Origin of the sequence: Streptomyces axinellae (genome assembly GCF_039532135.1) — a bacterium.
In the GTDB taxonomy this organism is placed as follows: domain Bacteria; phylum Actinomycetota; class Actinomycetes; order Streptomycetales; family Streptomycetaceae; genus Streptomyces; species Streptomyces axinellae.
The window spans coordinates 43,935-59,219 of sequence record NZ_BAAARJ010000023.1 but is presented as its reverse complement, the minus strand read 5'-3'; the positions used below and the strand labels follow the sequence as shown (position 1 = coordinate 59,219).

Genomic DNA, 15,285 nt, shown 5'->3' with positions numbered 1-15,285 from the left:
GTTATCCCGCAAAGGGCGCGCGCTGTCCAGGGGACGTACGCGCGTGAAAGATGGTGCGGCGTACGGCGAGCGGTGCGGCGCGAGGCGGGGCCCGGCGGGACAATCGCCGCGCGGCCCGGCTCGTCGCGCTGCCCGTGACCAGTACCCCCGGTGCCCCGGCACTCCGGTGAGCCGGCGGGCGACGGTTGAAGGCACACGCGTTGTACGAGAAGCACGAGGTGACGAGGCGTATGTCGTGCGTGTGATGCATGTGATGCGCGAAGAGCACGAGGAGAAGAAGGAGAACGATGAAGATCGCGGTGACCACGCCCAACGGACAGGTGGGCTCGCGGGTCGTCCGCCTGCTGCTCCAAGCCGGCGTCCGGCCGACGCTGCTGATGAGGGATCCGGCAAAGCTGGACGCACAACTGGCCGACCGCGTCTCGACGGTGCGCTGCGACCAGAGCGACGCCGAATCGGTGGTGCGGGCGACTGAGGGGGTAGGTGCGCTCTTCTGGGTCGATCCGCCGACCGGCGCCGAGAATCCGGTGGAGGGCTATGCGCTGGCCGGGGCCAACGCCGCGCGCGCCGTACGGGAGAACCGCATCGCGCGCACCGTCTTCCTCAGCAGCGTCGGAGCGGAGAAACGCTCGGGCGCGGGGGAGATCGACGGCCTCGGCCGTACCGAGGAACTGCTGAACGAGACCGGTGCCCACGTGCTCCACCTGCGTTGCGGCTACTTCTTCAGCAACCTCCTGGGCGAACTGGAATCGCTGCGCACGGACGGCGTGCTGCGTACCGCGATGGACATCGACGAGCCGATGCCGTGGGTCGATCCCCGCGACATCGGCGACGTGGCGGCGGCCCGTCTGCTCTCGGACGTCTGGACGGGGCGGCGGGTGCAGGCGGTGCACGGGCCCGAGGACCTCTCCTTCTCCGGCGCCGCCGAGGTCCTCACCCGCGCACTCGGGCGGCGGGTGCGCGCCGAGCGGATCTCCGATGACGCGCTGCGCGAGCGGCTGCGGGCGGCGGGGCTGGGCCCCGCGCAGGTGGAGGGCGTCGTCGGGATGACCGCCTGGACGCGCGACGGCTTCCGCGCGGAGGACCCCCGCACCGTGCTCACCACGACCCCCACCACGCTGGCGGCCTGGGCCCACGCCCACCTGCTCCCCGCGCTCCGGGCGGCGCCCGCCGCATGACGCCACCTGCTTCATGACGACGCGCGGCCGGCGGCTGGACGTTCCGCCCTGGCCTCCCCGCCACGGGCCGGGGGCCGAACGGATGAATTCCCGGGCTGCCCGGCCGCCGTCGTCCGCCCCGCGGCGCTCGCGCATCCTTCCGACTTGACCATGAACGTGCAGAAATATAAGCAAATGGGAGAATTGCCAAGACGGAGAGACGAACTCCGCGCCCGCGTCGAGAAGGAAACAGGGAGGGCCGGGTGGGTCGCCCCGAGGTCGCGCTGGTCAAGTTGCCGTACTTGGCGCCGCCGCTGCTCCTTCTCGTGGGTGCGGCGGTGGATGTGTTCGCCCCCCGGCCCCACTACGGGCTGCCGCTGCTGGCCTGTACTCCGCTGGTGGCCGGGACGGTGTACTCGTTCCGGGCGAGCGCCCTGTTCGCCCTGCTGGCCTGCGGGGTGGCGGGTGCCGTGGCCCAGTACGCGGGGCGCGAGAAGTCGGCGCAGGCCACCGATGTCCTCGTGGTGCTGGTGATCGGCCTGGTGGGGCTGTGGATCAAATGGTTCGCCGACCGCCAGCGGCGGGATCTGGCCCTCGCGCTGACGGTCGCGGAGGCGGCGCAACGGGCCGTGCTCCCGGCGCCGCCGCCCGCCGTCGGGGCGATCGCCGTCGCGGACCGATATGTGGCGGCGCAGGTGGGTGCCGCCATCGGCGGGGATCTCTACGCGCTTCAGGAGACACCCTTCGGCATCCGTGCCCTCATCGGGGATGTGCGCGGCAAAGGGCTGCGCGCCGTCTCCGCGGTCTCCGTCGCGGTGGGCGCCTTCCGGGAGGCGGCCGAACACGCGCCGAGCCTGCACGGCCTGGCCGACCGCCTCGACCGCGCGCTCGACCGGGAGGGCGCGCGCCGCCAGGCCACCCTGGATGACATCGAGGGGTTCGTGACCGCGCTGCTGGTGCAGATCCCGCCGAGCGGCGAGACCGTCACCGTGCTCAACCGGGGCCACCCGCCGCCCTATCTCGTGAGCGAGGGCAAGGTGAGCTGTCTGGAGCCCGCCAACCCGGAGCTTCCGCTGTCCACGGGCCTGGGCCCCGCGCACGGCGCCCCCGTCGAGGAGACCTTCGCCTTCGCCGAGCACGACTCCCTGGTCCTGGTCACCGACGGCGTCACGGAGGCCCGCAACGAGCGGGGGGTGTTCTTCGACGTCGTCGGGGCGCTCTCGGAACTCGGACGGCGGAAGCCGGACGAACTGGCGGACGGCGTCGTGCAGGCCGTCACCCGGTGGACGGGCGGACAGCGTCAGGACGACATGGCCGTGCTCGTCCTCACCCGCACCCCCGGACAACCGGAGGCGTGACGCTCTCCCGGCTCCCCAGGGGGTCAGGGCGCCAGGCCCCTGGGGTCTCCGGGGGGCGTTGGCCTCTCGGGTCACTCCCTGCTCAACTCTGCCCCGTGCCTGGCCTCTTGACCGTGGACAGACAGCGAGTAAAGTCTAGACCAATTGGCGAGTGCGGGCCGTTACGGCCAGATCGCGGCTGGTCAGAACTTCACGGGACTGCTGCGGCCGGTGCCGGCGACGGAAGCGCCTTCGCACCCGCGACCCCCCACCGAGGCCGCAGCGACGCGACGCGCGACGTGTGCGGGCCTCGACCGTGAAGGAGTTGACATGCACAAAAAGAGGAAGTTGGCCGCTCTCATCGGTGCGGGACTCTCCCCGCTGCTCGTCCTCGGACTGTCCGTGACCCCCGCGAGCGCACACGGATACATCAGCGACCCCGCGAGCAGGCAGGCCCAGTGCGCGGCCGGGGTCGTCGAGTGCGGCTCCATCAAGTACGAGCCCCAGAGCGTCGAAGGGCCCAAGGGGCTCCAGGACTGCGCCGGCGGCCACGACGAGTGGGCCGAACTGCGGGACGACAACCACGGCTGGAACGTCGCGAACGTCGGCAAGACGGCCACCTTCAACTGGACCCTGACCGCCGCCCACCGCACCACCACCTGGCAGTACTACATCGACGGTCAGAAGATCGCCGAGTTCGACCAGGGTGGCCAGCAGCCGCCCTCGCAGCTGTCGCACAACGTGGACTTCGGCAGCTTCTCCGGCAAGCAGACGGTGCTCGCCGTCTGGAACGTCGCCGACACGGCGAACGCGTTCTACGCCTGCGTGGACGTGAACATCGGCTGACCCGTCACCTCCCGCCCACCGGGCCACGCCCCACGCGCCCCCTCCCCGCTCCCCACGGCGGCAGAGGGGGCGCCGCCCGCTCCCGCCGCGCCGGGCAGCGGTGCGACCAAGCGCCCTGGCGGGCCCCGTTCGGAGCCCGTAGCCCGCGCTCAGAGGCCGTACAGGCGGGCCGCGGTGCCGTTCGCGAGCATCGCCGTCACACGCTCCGCGTCCTTGTGCGACCACTCCTCCCGCCGCGTCCATCCCTGTGTCAGCTCCGTCATCGCCTCCCGGAACAGCCGGGCGCCGACCACGTACAGCTCCGGCAGACCGTAGGCGTCGGTGGAGAACAGCAGCTTTCCGAACGGCGCCAGCTCCAGCAGCTCGCCCAGCACATCGCGCGCACGGGCACCCGTGTGCGAGAGGGAGAGGCCGAAGTCGGCGTACACATGCGGGAAGACGGCCGCCAGATAGCCCGCACCCCGGTGATACGGATAGCAGTGCAGCAGCACCAGCGGGGTGCCGTACGGGGCCGTCGCACGGATGAAGTCCGTCAGCAGGAGCGGGTCGCAGCGATCCAGCCGCAGGTCCGGGTCGCCGAAGCCGGTGTGCAGCTGGAGCGGCAGCCCGGTGCGCACCGCCGACCACAGCAGGTGCCGCAGCAGCACCGGGTCCGAGAGCCGGCCGCCCGGTACCCGCGAGTCCAGCCAGCGCTCGGCGGCGGAGTAGATCTCCGAGGTGCCCGGCGGGCCCGGGTCGAAATCCAGGCCGATGCGGTAGGCCACCACCGACTTGAAGCCGCGTGCCGTGCGCACCGACTCCCGTACGCCGTCGGAGAGTTCGGCCAGGAAGGTATGGGTGTCCCGCGCCACGTCCGCCGCGCGTTCCGCGAGCCGCTCCAGGCGGACGACCTCATGGGCCTCGCCGTCCGCCGCCTCGGCCAGCTCGCCGGGGGTGAGCAGCGGACCGGGCAGTCCCGTGTCCACGAGGAAGGTGGAGATGCCGCTCGCCCGCAGCATTCTGCGGGTCACCTCGGCCGTGCCCAGCTCCGTCCGCCGCTCCAGATACTCCTCCGGCGGACAGTGTGGCGCGAGGTCCAGCACAGGCGCGCACCAGCGGCGCAGGGCGAAGCCGAGCTGGGTGTCGAAGTAGCTGACGGAAGGCCCCGTGGTGCCCGGCGCGGGGGAGTGCGCCGAGGCAGCGGGCACGCCGGGGTAGGCCGAGGTAGGGGGCGCGCCGGGGTACGGGGGCGGGCCACCGGTCAGGAGCGCGCCGTCGTACGGAGGCACGCCTCGGGGCGGCGGCGGGCCGCCGGCGTGCGGGGGCGGGGCCGTCGGGGGCGGCACGTCCGCCTCGGTCAAGTACGTCTCGAACGCCGCGTGGCTGGGCCCCGACCTGAGCACGCCGTGGCAGTGCTGGTCGATCAGCGGCGGAAATCCCGGCATTCAGTACCTCCCTCGGGTTGCTGCGGCGATCTCCTGGGGAGACGCCCCCTCGAACAGTTCGATCTCCGCGCGGCGCACCGCCGCGACCGCTCCGAACAGCGTCTCGCCCAGGGCCTCACGCAGTACCCCGGAGCGCTCGAAGTGGCCCAGCGCTTCGGCGAGCGAGGCGGGCAGCCGGGGCTGGACACCCGCGTGCACCGGATCGCCCGCCACCGGAGGCGGCAGCGGCCTTGGCGCGCGCATCCCCGCGAGCCCCGCCGCGAGCACCCCGCCGGCCAGCAGATACGGATTGGCCGCCGCGTCCACGCACTTGACCTCCGCGTTGGCCCCCTCGGGGGAGCGGGCGCCCGCCGCGATGAAGCGCAGGCCCGCCTCCCGGTTCTCCAGGCCCCAGCACTGGAAGGCCCCCGCCCAGCGGGAGGGCCGCAGCCGCAGATAGCTGGCCGGGGTGGGGGCGCCCAGCGCCAGCAGCGCGGGCAACTCCCGCAGCACACCGGACAAGAACGCCTCGCACTCCGCGCTCATGCCGAACGGTCCCTCGCCGCCTCCGCACAGGCTCCGCCCCTCCCGCCACAGGCTCAGGTGCACATGGCCGCCGCTGCCCACCCCGTCCGGCTCCACGACGGGCGCGAACGACGGAGTCAGCCCGTGCCCCATCGTGACGGCACGCACGGTCTCGCGCACCAGCACCGCCAGATCGGCCGCGCCCACCGGATCGGCGGGTGCCACCGACACCTCGAACTGGCCCGGGGCGTACTCGGGATGGATCTGAAGCACCTCCACCCCCTGCGCGGTCAGCGCCGCCAGCACATCGCGCAGACAGTCGGACATCTCCACCAGCCGCGCCATGCCGTAGGCGGGCCCGGTACCCGCGTACTCGGGCGCGGCGCCCGCGTGCGGCAGCGGACCACGGGTGAGGACCCATTCCGTCTCGAAGCCCATCCGGACCTCGACGCCGTGCTCGTCCAGCGCCCTGGCGGCCATGCGCCGCGCGAAGCCCCGCTGGCAGGCGGCGTAGGGCGTGCCGTCCTGCTCGTAGCGATCGACCGGCGCCCAGGACCAGCCGGGCTGAGCGGCCAGCGTGGTCAGCCGCTCCAGGTCGGGTACCAGCCGCAGATCGCCGTCCGGGCCGCCCACGTGCGGGCTGGAGGTCATGGAGTCGTCGGCGAGATAGACGTCGAAGCACGGGGACATGCCCACTCCCGCGCTCACCGCCTGGGGGAGCCGCCCCACCGGGACGGCCTTGACGCGGGTGATGCCCGCGTTGTCCACCCAAGTGAGCGCCGTACCGTGCACGCCTGCCTCCGCGAGCCGGCGGGCGGCGGCGCGCGCGTCCTCCTCGGCGGTGCCGGCCCGCCCGTGCGCGCCGTGCGCCTGTTCCCGCATCCGGTCCGGCCGGTGGCCGGAAGTATCTGCCGCGGTCGCCGGGTTCACCGGGCTCGCTGTCGTCTCCGCGTCGCTCTCGGGCGTCCGCCGTGTGGTTCCCATGCACGGAGCGTTTACTCCGCCCGCGCGGCCGGGGCAAGCCGCCGTGCGTGTGACCACGGGATTCGGCCGTGGATGTGCCATCGGCAAGGCACCTGAGCGGCGAGGTGCCTGACTTCGGCGCCAGTTGGGCAGGTACCCGGGTGTGACGACATCGGAGCGGGGAGGGAAACTTGGAGGGTGGCGAGACCTATGCGGCTACGGTACGGGAGCGGTGGCATGCGCATCATTGACGTCTCCGGCAGCCAAGCGGATGCCAGGGACGGCGCGAAGAACGGCACGTGGGAGGGGGGCCCGGCATCCCCCGCGGTCCCGCGGATGGTGCTGGGCACCAGGCTGCGGAAGCTCCGCGAGGCACAGTACATATCGCGCCAGGAAGCGGCCGAGGCCATCCGGGTCACACACGAGCGGATCGAGGAACTGGAACAGGGCCGCACCGGCTGCGCGCTGCGCGACGTCGGCGACCTGCTGACGATCTACGGCGTTGACGACGAGGACGAGCGCGCGGTGCTGACCGCGCTTGCCGAGCAGGCCAACACCCCCGGCTGGTGGCACTCCTACCAGGGTGCGGTGCCCGAGTGGCTGCACACGTACATCGGCCTGGAGCAGGCGGCGAGCGTGATCCGCACCTTCGAGGTGCAGTTCGTGCCCGGTCTGTTGCAGACCAGGGAGTACGCACGAGCCGTGATCGAACTGGCGCACGAGGAAGAGCCGGAGGCGGGCATCGAGCGGCGCCTGGCACTGCGCATGCGGCGCCAGCAGATCCTGTTCGGCCCGCGCGCCCCCCACCTGTGGGCCGTCCTCGACGAGGCCGCGCTGCGCCGCCCCGTCGGAGGCCCGGAGACGATGCGCTCCCAGCTCAACCACCTGGTGGCGCTGAGCGAACTGCCCCATGTGACAGTGCAGATCATGCCGTTCAGCGCGGGCGGCCACCCGGCGGCCGGCGGGCCCGTCACCCTGCTGCGGCTGCCGGAGAGCGAGTTGCCCGACGTGGTGTTCCTGGAGCAGCTCGACAGCGCCCGCTATCTGGAGGAGCCCGACGACATCGAGTTCTACCGGCGGGTGACCGACCGGCTGGTGACGCGCTCGCTGCCGCCGGCCGCCACCCGCGAGGTGCTGCGCAAGATCGCGGAGGAGACGCCGGCCGCTCCGGCCGGCGACCTGCTCGGCAGCTGACACCCCGCCCGCCAGAGGCTCCGTTCGGCGCGGGTGTCCCGTTCGGCCCCGGCCGCTGTGCGCGATTTCGCGGCTTCGGGGATCGTGTGTCGGGAGAGCGGCACGGGACCGGAGCACCGCTGCTCCCCGTGAGGCGGGCTGCTCGCGGACGGTCCCGGACGCGAGGCGCAGCCGGACCGGAAGGAAGACACCGATGGCGCGGAGCGACGACTGGCCGGCACCGGCCGAGGGCCTGGTCCTGACACACTTTCTCACCGTCCGCGATGTGCCGGCCTCGCGCCGCTTCTACAGCGAGGTCTTCGGTGGCGAGGTGGTGCTGGCCGAGAACCCCTGCATTGTGAAGATCGCCAACGGCTGGATCATCATGAACCCCGGCGGCGGCCCGACCCCCGACAAACCAGGAGTCACCCTCGCCCCGCCCGAGCCGGGCGACCCCGTCTCGTCCTTTCTCAACGTGCGGGTCGCCGACATCAGTGCCTTCTATCGGAACGCCGTCGCGCTGGGTGCGGAATTCCTGACCGAGCCGCTCGACCGCAAGGCCGAACTGCGCTGCTACCTCCGCGACCCGGACGGCTATCTGATCGAGGTGGGGCAGGCCACCGGAATGCTCGACGGCATCTTCGCCGATCCCTCCGGCCGTTCGGGCTGACCGGATCGGCCGGTCCGGCCGCGCCCGGATCGGCGCGTTGCCGGCTGTCGGCCCCGGCGCGGTCCGTCCCGTGCGGGCACCAACCGCCCCCCGGCGGCGCTCTCGGGCCCCCGGGCTCAGTCCGCCACCCGCTCGAAGACCGCCGCCAGGCCCTGGCCGCCGCCGATGCACATCGTCTCCAGACCGAGGCGGGCACCACCGCGGCGCATCGCGTGGGCGAGCGTCGTCAGGATGCGGGCTCCGGTGGCGCCGACCGGGTGGCCCAGTGAGATACCCGAGCCGTTGACGTTGATCCGCTGCTCGTGGTCCTCCGCGCCCAGCCCGAGGGCGTGGGTGCAGGCCAGGACCTGGGCGGCGAACGCCTCGTTCAACTCGATCAGATCGAGGTCGGGGAGCGAGAGCCCCGCCTTGGCGAGCGCGTCCCGGGTCGCCTGGACGGGCCCCAGGCCCATCGTCCGCGCGGGGACCCCGGCACGGGCGAAGGAGACCAGCCGCACCAGCGGCGTCAGGCCCAGTCGTTCGGCCGTCCCGGCGCCGGTGACAAGGCAGGCGGCTGCGGCGTCGTTCTGACCGCTCGCGTTGCCCGCGGTGACGGTCGCGCCGGGGTCCTCCTTGCCCAGCACCGGCCGCAGCCCGGCCAGCTTCTGCGCCGTCGTGTCCGGACGCGGGTGCTCGTCGGCAGCGACGACGGTCTCGCCCTTGCGGGTACGGACGGTCACCGGCACCGTCTCCGCCGCGAACAGGCCCTCCTCCAGGGCGCGCGCTGCCCGCAGTTGGGAGCGCAGCGCCAGCGCGTCCTGGTCCTCGCGGCTGATGGCGAACTCCCGGCGCAGGTTCTCCGCCGTCTCGATCATCCCGCCGGGCACCGGGTGGTTGACGCCGCCCGCCGTCACACGGCCCCGGGCGAGGGAGTCGTGGAATCGCAGGCCGGGCCCTTTGATGCCCCAGCGGCCCTCGTGGGTGTAGTACGGCGCACTGCTCATCACCTCGACGCCCCCGGCGATGACGACCTCGCTGAAGCCCGCGCGCACCTGCATCGCGGCATCCAGTACCGCCTGGAGCCCCGAGCCGCAGCGGCGGTCGATCTGGGTGCCGGTCACCGTCGGCGGCAGCCCCGCGTCCAGCGCGGCGACGCGGCCGATGGCCGGTGCCTCGGAGCTGGGGTACGCCTGACCGAGGATCACCTCATCCACCCGCTCGGGCTCGATGCCCGTACGCGACACGATCTCGGAGATCACCAACGCGGCCAGCCGCTCGGGCCGTTGACCGGCGAGCCCGCCGCCGAACGCGCCGATGGGCGTTCGCAGCGGCTCACAGATGACGATGTCGGACATGCGGGGCCTTCCTGGGCGCCGGCCGGCCATGGGCACCGGCCCGTACCGGCGGCTCGGTCGGCCGTCGCGAAGTGACTGTAATTCGGCAGGAGATCCGGATCAATGGCGCCCTACGGCGGCGTCAAGTGAGCTGTCGGGGCGGGTGGGTAGGCGCCGCCGGTCCGTGCCGAGGTGGCTCGCCGTCGCGGCGGGAACAAGGGAGCTCCGTGTACTCAGCGGCCGATGAAGAATCCCGGTGAATTGCTCGGGCACAGACAAGAATGACGTCCTTGTGCTCCTCGCAGCGCGTGGTGCGCGCCTCCTGGATGACGCCCGTCTCCACCAGGGAGAGCGTCCGCCGCGCCCAGCGCAGCGAGTCGGCGGCGCCGCCCAGCCGGATCGTCGCGCCGATGACCGTGCGCCGGCCCTCCAGCGCGGCATCCAGCCTCGCCTGCCGCGCCTCGTCCACCTCACCGGGCACCAGCAGGTGGGGCCGCTGGTCGTCCAGGTCGGCGAGTACGTCGTCGTCAAGTCCGGTCAGCTGTAAGCGTCTTCGCTCCTGTGGCGGTGCGAGCGCCACCAGCGTCACCCGTTCCGGCACGCGCCAGCCCACGCGCTGTGCCAGATCCAGGAGCGTGGGGTGCGGCCCGGCGTCCGCGGACGACGGCCCAGGACCGGCGCTCTCGTACGCGGGGGCTCGCCAGAATCAGCCGCAGCAGCCGGCCGCGCTGGGACTCCCACTCGTCGTCCCCGCCGCCCTTGGCCTCCACATATCCCTCGCGGCACAGCGACTCGATCACGTCCGTACAGGCGAAGACCGCGTCGGCGAAGGAGATGATCAGCGAGGCCGGGAGGCTGTAGCGGGTGCCGACGCTGTTGGCGCGGCGCAGCCCCACCCGGGCGCTGATGCGCAGTGCCGACTGGAGGCAGTGCAGCCCCCGGTCCTCGTGCGCCTCGAAGCGGCCCAGCCTGCGGCACATCGCGCCCCGCTGGGCGGTGGAAGCGGCGGGGTCGGCGACCAGTTCGACGAAGGTGGTGAGGTTCCGCTGCACGCAGTGCAGGAGGACGGTGCGGTACGGGCCCGCGAGCAAGGGGCGGTATTCGGGCACCGCCCGGCCGATCTCGTGCGCCATCTCCTGTGCGACGGCGGGGAGTTCGGGCCACATGATGGCCGCCAGCTCCTGGGGGAGCGGACCCGGCGCCTCGGTGAGGACCGGGGGAACTGCTGTGTGCACCATGGACGTACCCTCCACTGCCGGCCTCGGGGCGTGGCGAAAGCCAACCGGCCAGGGTGGGGGACGAGTCCGGTGTGGACGCGGCCTGCGCGGCCGGCCGGTTCCGATCGGACGCGGTGCCCCTCTCCCGGGCGCCCGCGCGGGGCGACACCTGAGCCGCTGGGGGGTACGGCCCGGGGTGCTCGTGCACCGCAGACTCGTCCCGCCGAAGGGAGCCTGAGATGGCGCTCCTCGACAAGGGCCGGGCCGGGCCGGGGCCCCGGAGCCCGAGCCCACCCCACAGGAGAACGGCCCCGGCGGCGCAGGCGGGCGAGCGGGGCGCGCCCCGCGCCCCGGCAGGCTGCTGGCCTGGCTCGACCAGCCCGGCGACCAGCTCCTCTTCTACCTGCGCGCCCTGCTGTGGGTGCCCAAGACCCTGCTGCGCTACCTGCGCGAGGTCCAACGGCTGCTCGCCGAAGTCGCGTTCGGCAGCGGCGGCCTCGGCGTCATCGGCGGCACCGTCGGCGTGATGACGGCGATGACCCTGTTCACCGGCACCGTCGTCGGCCTCCAGGGCTACGCCGCGCTCAACCAGATCGGCACCGAAGCCTTCACCGGCTTCATCTCCGCCTACTTCAACACCCGGGAGATCGCCCCCTCGTCGCGGGCCTCGCGCTCTCGGCCACCCTCGGCGCCGGATTCACCGCGCAGCTGGGCGCCATGCGCATCAACGAGGAGATCGACGCCCTCGACAGCATGGGCATCCGCTCCATGCCCTACCTGGTCACCACCCGCATCATCGCCGGAGTCGTCGGCATCATCCCCCTCTACGGCATCGGTCTGCTCAGCTCGTACCTGTCCTCGCGCTTCATCACCGTCTTCTACAACGACCAGTCGGCCGGGACCTACGACCACTACTTCGGGCTTTCCTCTCGCCCACCGACGTACTGCTCTCCTTCCTCAAGGTCCTCATCTTCAGCGTCATGGTGATCCTCACCCACTGCTACTACGGCTACCGCGCGACCGGCGGACCGGCCGGGGTCGGTATCGCGGTGGGCCGGTCGGTGCGCAACGCGATCGTGCTCATCAGCGTCACCGACTTCTTCCTGAGCCTCGCCATCTGGGGTGCGACGACCACGGTCAAGGTGGCCGGATGAGCGCCGCGCCACCCCGCCGACGGGCGGGAGCGGCAGGGGCAGCGGGGGCCGCCGGGGCGGGGGGAGTCGTGCGACGCAGGCTGGCGGGAGCCGTCTTCCTGCTGGTGCCGGCGCTGCTGATCTGGCTCTCGGTGGCCGTCTACGACAAGCAGTTCACCGACGAGGCCGAACTGACCGTGCGCACCTCCCAGGTGGGCAACGAGATGCACGTCACCGCGGATGTGAAGCTGCGCGGCGTCGTGGTGGGCCAGGTGCGCGAGATCGACTCGGACGGGGCCGGCGCCCGGCTGCGCCTTGCGCTCCAGCCGGGCAAGCTCGACGGGATTCCCGCCGATGTCACCGCGCAGATGCTGCCCACCACCGTCTTCGGACAGCGCTACGTCGCACTCGTACCGCCCGAGCACCCCACCGGGCGGACGATCCGGGCGGGCGCCACCATCCCCCAGGACCGCAGCCGCAACGCCATCGAGCTGGGACAGGTCCTGGACAACCTGCTGCCCACGCTCACCGCCGTGCAGCCCCACAAGCTCTCCGCCACCTTGACCGCCGTCGCACAGGCCCTGGAGGGCAGGGGAGCCAAGCTCGGGGACAACCTCGTCACCCTGGACGCCTACTTGCGCAAGCTGAACCCGCAACTCCCCGCGCTCAACCGGGACATCAAGGAACTCGTCAAGGTCAGCCACCTGTACGCCGAGGCCGCGCCCGATGTGCTCACTGCCCTCTCCGACTTCGCCACCACCAGCAGCACCCTCGCGGAGAAGGCCGACGACCTGGCCACCGTCTACGGCACCACCACCGGCACCGCACGGGAGCTGACCACCTTCCTGCGGGAGAACGAGGAGAACATCATCCGCCTCGCCCGCGCGGGGCGGCCCACCCTGCGCACGCTGGCCGCGCAGTCGCCCTCCTTCCCGTGCACTCTGCGCACCCTGGCCACCTTCGTGCCCGTCATGGACAAGGCCCTCGGCAAGGGCACGGACGAGCCCGGCCTGCACGTGGACTTGAAGGTCGTGCCCTCGCGCGGCAAGTACGTGCCCGGCAAGGACACCCCCGTCTACACCGGCGGCACCGCACGCTGCTACCACACGGAACTCCCGCCCCTGAAGGGCGCGAAGGGCAAGCTGTCGGTCCGCGCACTGAGGAGCGAGGCCAAGACCGAGTCCGGCATCCCGGCCACCGTACTGAAGGCGTACAAGCGCGCGGAGCGCATGATGCGGGCCACGTCACCCGGCTGCCGCCTGCCCTGGGAACTGCTGGCGGCCATCGGCAAGGTCGAGTCCGGCCAGGCGCGCGGCGGAGACGTACGGGCCGACGGGACCACACGCAAACCCATACTCGGGCCCGTACTGAACGGGGGAGCGTTCGCCCGCATCACCGACACCGACGGCGGCGTCTATGACGGAGACCGGACGTACGACCGGGCGGTGGGCCCCATGCAGTTCATCCCCGCCACCTGGCGCGGCTGGGGCGCGGACGGCAACGGCGACGGCCGGAAGGATCCGCACAACATCCACGACGCCGCCCTCGCCGCCGCCCGCTACCTGTGCGCTGGCGGCCGTGATCTCGGCGACAAGCCGGATCTGCGCGCGGCGATCCTCAGCTACAACCATTCCGAGGACTACCTGCACACCGTCCTCGCCTGGCTGGATTTCTACCGCAAGGGCACCCACGCCGTACCCGACGGCAAGGGCGTACTCCCCTCCAGCCCCGGCGCGGGCAGCGGCGGTGGTGATGGCGACGGCGGTGGCAAGAGGAGCCGCAAGGACGGCAAGGGAAAATCCCCGGACAGGGGCAAGGACGCAGACAGGGGCAAGGACGCAGACAGGGGCAAGGACGCAGACAGCGGCAAGGGCACGGGCAAGGGGGGCCAGGGGCCTGGGGGAGGGGGCACGGGCGGCGGCGGTGGCGAGCACGGCCCGGGCGACCACGGACCCGGCCCGGCGGATCCTGGTTCCCCCGGCCCCGGAGACACCGATCCCAGCGACCCGCCCGACTGCCAGGACGGCACCGGATCCCCGTCGCCGAGCCCGGCCGACACCGAGTCGCCCACGCCCACTCCGACCGGCTCCCCGAGCGAGCCCCCTTGTGAGACACCCGGTACGTAGCGCGAACGCCCCGCTCACGGCAGGGAGTCGGGCACCGGCAGCCGGCCCGGCCGCCGGTGAGCCGCCGCTGAACCACATCGCCGAACCGTTCGGGAACTTTGCCTGGCAGGACCTGGTGTGCGGGAGTATCAGTGCCGTACGTACGATCGGACTCGGCCACACCAGGCCGTCCCCGCACGGGCGCGCACATCGATGCGGCACAGCAGCCAGGAAGTAGGGCGAAGAGTTATGGGCCTCCGGACACTCCTGAGGAGGAAGCCGAAGACCGCCGACACCGGGGGCCCGCAGGCGGTCGGGCTCCCGGAAGGGGCAGGGCTCTTCAGCGTAGAACTGTGTGATCCGACAGGACACGCCCTCCCCGGGGCGGACGTCACCTTGAGCGACGCGGCCAACGGCAGGCGCGTCGTCAAGGCCACCACCGACCCCTACGGCCGGGTAACGGCCGCTTTGCCCCCGGGCTCCTACACGCTCATGGCGACCATCGAGGGCCTCCAGCCGGTGCACCGCACCGTCGAGGTCGTCCCCGGCTCGCGTGGTGTGCCCGAGCGGGTGCGGATGGAGGCGGGCCAGCAACCGGGGCTGCCGCAGACCGGGGTGTGGATGTTCGACCCGCCGCACACCTCGATCCGCTTCGTCGCCCGGCACGTCGGCATGGCTCATGTGCACGGCCGCTTCACCCGCTTCGACGGGGGTATCCGGGTCGCCGAGCGGATGGAGGACTCCTACATCGAGATCACCATCGACGCCGCCAGCATCGACACCGGCAACAAGTCCCGCGACAACCACCTGCGTTCCCCCGACTTCCTCGATGTCGAACGCTTCCCCTACCTGCACTTCGTCAGCAACAGACTCGTCCACCGCAGCGGCACCAAGTGGACGGTCCAGGGCACGCTCACCCTGCACGGCGTCAGCCGTACCGTCAGCCTGGACACCACCTACCTCGGCGCCGTCAACGGTGGTTACGCCGAAGAGCTGCGCTGTGCCGCCCAGGCCACGGCCGAACTGCACCGCGAGGACTACACGTTGAACTGGCGCAACATGCTCGCCCGGGGCATCGCCATCGTCGGACCCACGGTCAAGCTGGAGATGGACATCCAGGCGATGTACCGCAACGCGGGCACGCCCACCCCGCCGGAATAGGACCTCTCCGGGCAGGTGGTGGGCGGGTCGGCCCTCAACCGGCCCTCGGACCAGGCCGAATCCCCCCGGCTCTCGGACCAGGGGGCGACCGGCTGTCCTGCCTGCCGGAAGCCCCTTCGGCCCCTACCCGCCCGCCCTCCCCGCGCCTCGTACTGGCCGCCCGCGGTCCCCCCACGGGCCGCGGGCGGCGGTTGTGGTGCCGTACGCCCAGGCGCCGACGGGTAACGCCTGGACGTACGGGGACCGATCCGTTGCCGCTCAGCAACGGGTCCGGCCCCTTCT

General features: G+C 72.3%; 12 protein-coding genes and 2 pseudogenes. 9 read left to right on the top strand and 5 right to left on the bottom strand.

What is annotated here, in order from left to right:
* Positions 1-287 precede the first annotated feature (287 nt).
* The 3 genes from ABD339_RS28620 to ABD339_RS28610 all read left to right on the top strand — a co-directional run bounded on the left by ABD339_RS28620 (position 288) and on the right by ABD339_RS28610 (position 3,340).
* On the top strand, positions 288-1,178 hold the full coding sequence (locus ABD339_RS28620; protein ID WP_344570034.1) for an NAD(P)H-binding protein: 891 nt from the start codon (positions 288-290) through the stop codon (positions 1,176-1,178).
* A 242-nt stretch (positions 1,179-1,420) separates the two neighbouring features.
* On the top strand, positions 1,421-2,515 hold the full coding sequence (locus ABD339_RS28615) for a PP2C family protein-serine/threonine phosphatase (RefSeq protein WP_344570033.1): 1,095 nt from the start codon (positions 1,421-1,423) through the stop codon (positions 2,513-2,515).
* 309 nt (positions 2,516-2,824) lie between these two features.
* Entirely contained in the window at positions 2,825-3,340 is a 516-nt protein-coding gene (locus ABD339_RS28610) for a lytic polysaccharide monooxygenase auxiliary activity family 9 protein (RefSeq protein WP_344570032.1), read from the top strand.
* Positions 3,341-3,489: 149 nt separating this feature from the next.
* Here the strand turns inward: ABD339_RS28610 and ABD339_RS28605 are convergent, their stop codons facing one another.
* On the bottom strand, positions 3,490-4,764 hold the full coding sequence (locus ABD339_RS28605; protein WP_344570031.1) for an amidohydrolase family protein: 1,275 nt from the start codon (positions 4,762-4,764) through the stop codon (positions 3,490-3,492).
* The gene (locus ABD339_RS28600) at positions 4,765-6,150 is read right to left on the bottom strand and encodes a type I glutamate--ammonia ligase (RefSeq protein ID WP_344570091.1); all 1,386 of its coding nucleotides are present in this window, start codon (positions 6,148-6,150) and stop codon (positions 4,765-4,767) included.
* Between the two features lie 318 nt (positions 6,151-6,468).
* On the opposite strand from ABD339_RS28600, the gene ABD339_RS28595 reads away from it, so the two are divergent.
* Positions 6,469-7,425, top strand: coding sequence for a helix-turn-helix domain-containing protein (locus tag ABD339_RS28595; RefSeq protein WP_344570030.1), 957 nt, complete (start codon positions 6,469-6,471; stop codon positions 7,423-7,425).
* Between the two features lie 193 nt (positions 7,426-7,618).
* Positions 7,619-8,074, top strand: a complete 456-nt coding sequence (locus ABD339_RS28590; RefSeq protein WP_344570029.1) for a VOC family protein — start codon at positions 7,619-7,621, stop codon at positions 8,072-8,074.
* A 116-nt stretch (positions 8,075-8,190) separates the two neighbouring features.
* On the opposite strand, the gene ABD339_RS28585 is transcribed toward ABD339_RS28590, so the two are convergent.
* The 3 genes from ABD339_RS28585 to ABD339_RS28575 all read right to left on the bottom strand — a co-directional run bounded on the left by ABD339_RS28585 (position 8,191) and on the right by ABD339_RS28575 (position 10,625).
* On the bottom strand, positions 8,191-9,408 hold the full coding sequence (locus ABD339_RS28585) for an acetyl-CoA C-acetyltransferase (RefSeq protein ID WP_344570028.1): 1,218 nt from the start codon (positions 9,406-9,408) through the stop codon (positions 8,191-8,193).
* A 121-nt stretch (positions 9,409-9,529) separates the two neighbouring features.
* Positions 9,530-9,967 carry a hypothetical protein gene (locus tag ABD339_RS28580; protein WP_344570027.1) on the bottom strand — a complete coding sequence of 146 codons (438 nt, stop codon included), beginning with the start codon at positions 9,965-9,967 and terminating at the stop codon, positions 9,530-9,532.
* Positions 9,915-10,625: a PucR-like N-terminal domain-containing protein gene (locus ABD339_RS28575; RefSeq protein WP_344570026.1), complete on the bottom strand. Its 711-nt coding sequence runs from the start codon at positions 10,623-10,625 to the stop codon at positions 9,915-9,917. Before ABD339_RS28575 ends, ABD339_RS28580 begins: the two co-directional genes overlap by 53 nt.
* Positions 10,626-10,962: 337 nt before the next feature.
* Here ABD339_RS28575 and ABD339_RS28570 point away from each other — a divergent pair.
* The 4 genes and pseudogenes from ABD339_RS28570 to ABD339_RS28555 all read left to right on the top strand — a co-directional run bounded on the left by ABD339_RS28570 (position 10,963) and on the right by ABD339_RS28555 (position 15,003).
* Positions 10,963-11,758: pseudogene (locus tag ABD339_RS28570) on the top strand (MlaE family ABC transporter permease).
* Positions 11,755-12,840 (top strand): annotated as a pseudogene (locus ABD339_RS28565) (MCE family protein); the annotation flags it as partial. The pseudogenes ABD339_RS28570 and ABD339_RS28565, both read left to right, overlap by 4 nt.
* 126 nt (positions 12,841-12,966) lie before the next feature.
* Positions 12,967-13,863 carry a lytic transglycosylase domain-containing protein gene (locus ABD339_RS28560; RefSeq protein WP_344570090.1) on the top strand — a complete coding sequence of 299 codons (897 nt, stop codon included), beginning with the start codon at positions 12,967-12,969 and terminating at the stop codon, positions 13,861-13,863.
* 228 nt (positions 13,864-14,091) lie between these two features.
* The gene (locus ABD339_RS28555; RefSeq protein WP_344570025.1) at positions 14,092-15,003 is read left to right on the top strand and encodes a YceI family protein; all 912 of its coding nucleotides are present in this window, start codon (positions 14,092-14,094) and stop codon (positions 15,001-15,003) included.
* The last annotated feature ends 282 nt before the right edge of the window (positions 15,004-15,285 follow it).

Excerpts from the sequence above, each read along its gene's own strand:
- ABD339_RS28620 (WP_344570034.1), top strand. The coding sequence starts at position 288 with ATGAAGATCGCGGTGACCACGCCCAACGGACAGGTGGGCTCGCGGGTC.
- ABD339_RS28610 (WP_344570032.1), top strand. The coding sequence starts at position 2,825 with ATGCACAAAAAGAGGAAGTTGGCCGCTCTCATCGGTGCGGGACTCTCC.
- ABD339_RS28605 (WP_344570031.1), bottom strand. The coding sequence starts at position 4,764 with ATGCCGGGATTTCCGCCGCTGATCGACCAGCACTGCCACGGCGTGCTC.
- ABD339_RS28600 (WP_344570091.1), bottom strand. The coding sequence starts at position 6,150 with ATGCGGGAACAGGCGCACGGCGCGCACGGGCGGGCCGGCACCGCCGAG.
- ABD339_RS28595 (WP_344570030.1), top strand. The coding sequence starts at position 6,469 with ATGCGCATCATTGACGTCTCCGGCAGCCAAGCGGATGCCAGGGACGGC.
- ABD339_RS28590 (WP_344570029.1), top strand. The coding sequence starts at position 7,619 with ATGGCGCGGAGCGACGACTGGCCGGCACCGGCCGAGGGCCTGGTCCTG.
- ABD339_RS28585 (WP_344570028.1), bottom strand. The coding sequence starts at position 9,408 with ATGTCCGACATCGTCATCTGTGAGCCGCTGCGAACGCCCATCGGCGCG.
- ABD339_RS28575 (WP_344570026.1), bottom strand. The coding sequence starts at position 10,625 with ATGGTGCACACAGCAGTTCCCCCGGTCCTCACCGAGGCGCCGGGTCCG.
- ABD339_RS28560 (WP_344570090.1), top strand. The coding sequence starts at position 12,967 with ATGATGCGGGCCACGTCACCCGGCTGCCGCCTGCCCTGGGAACTGCTG.
- ABD339_RS28555 (WP_344570025.1), top strand. The coding sequence starts at position 14,092 with ATGGGCCTCCGGACACTCCTGAGGAGGAAGCCGAAGACCGCCGACACC.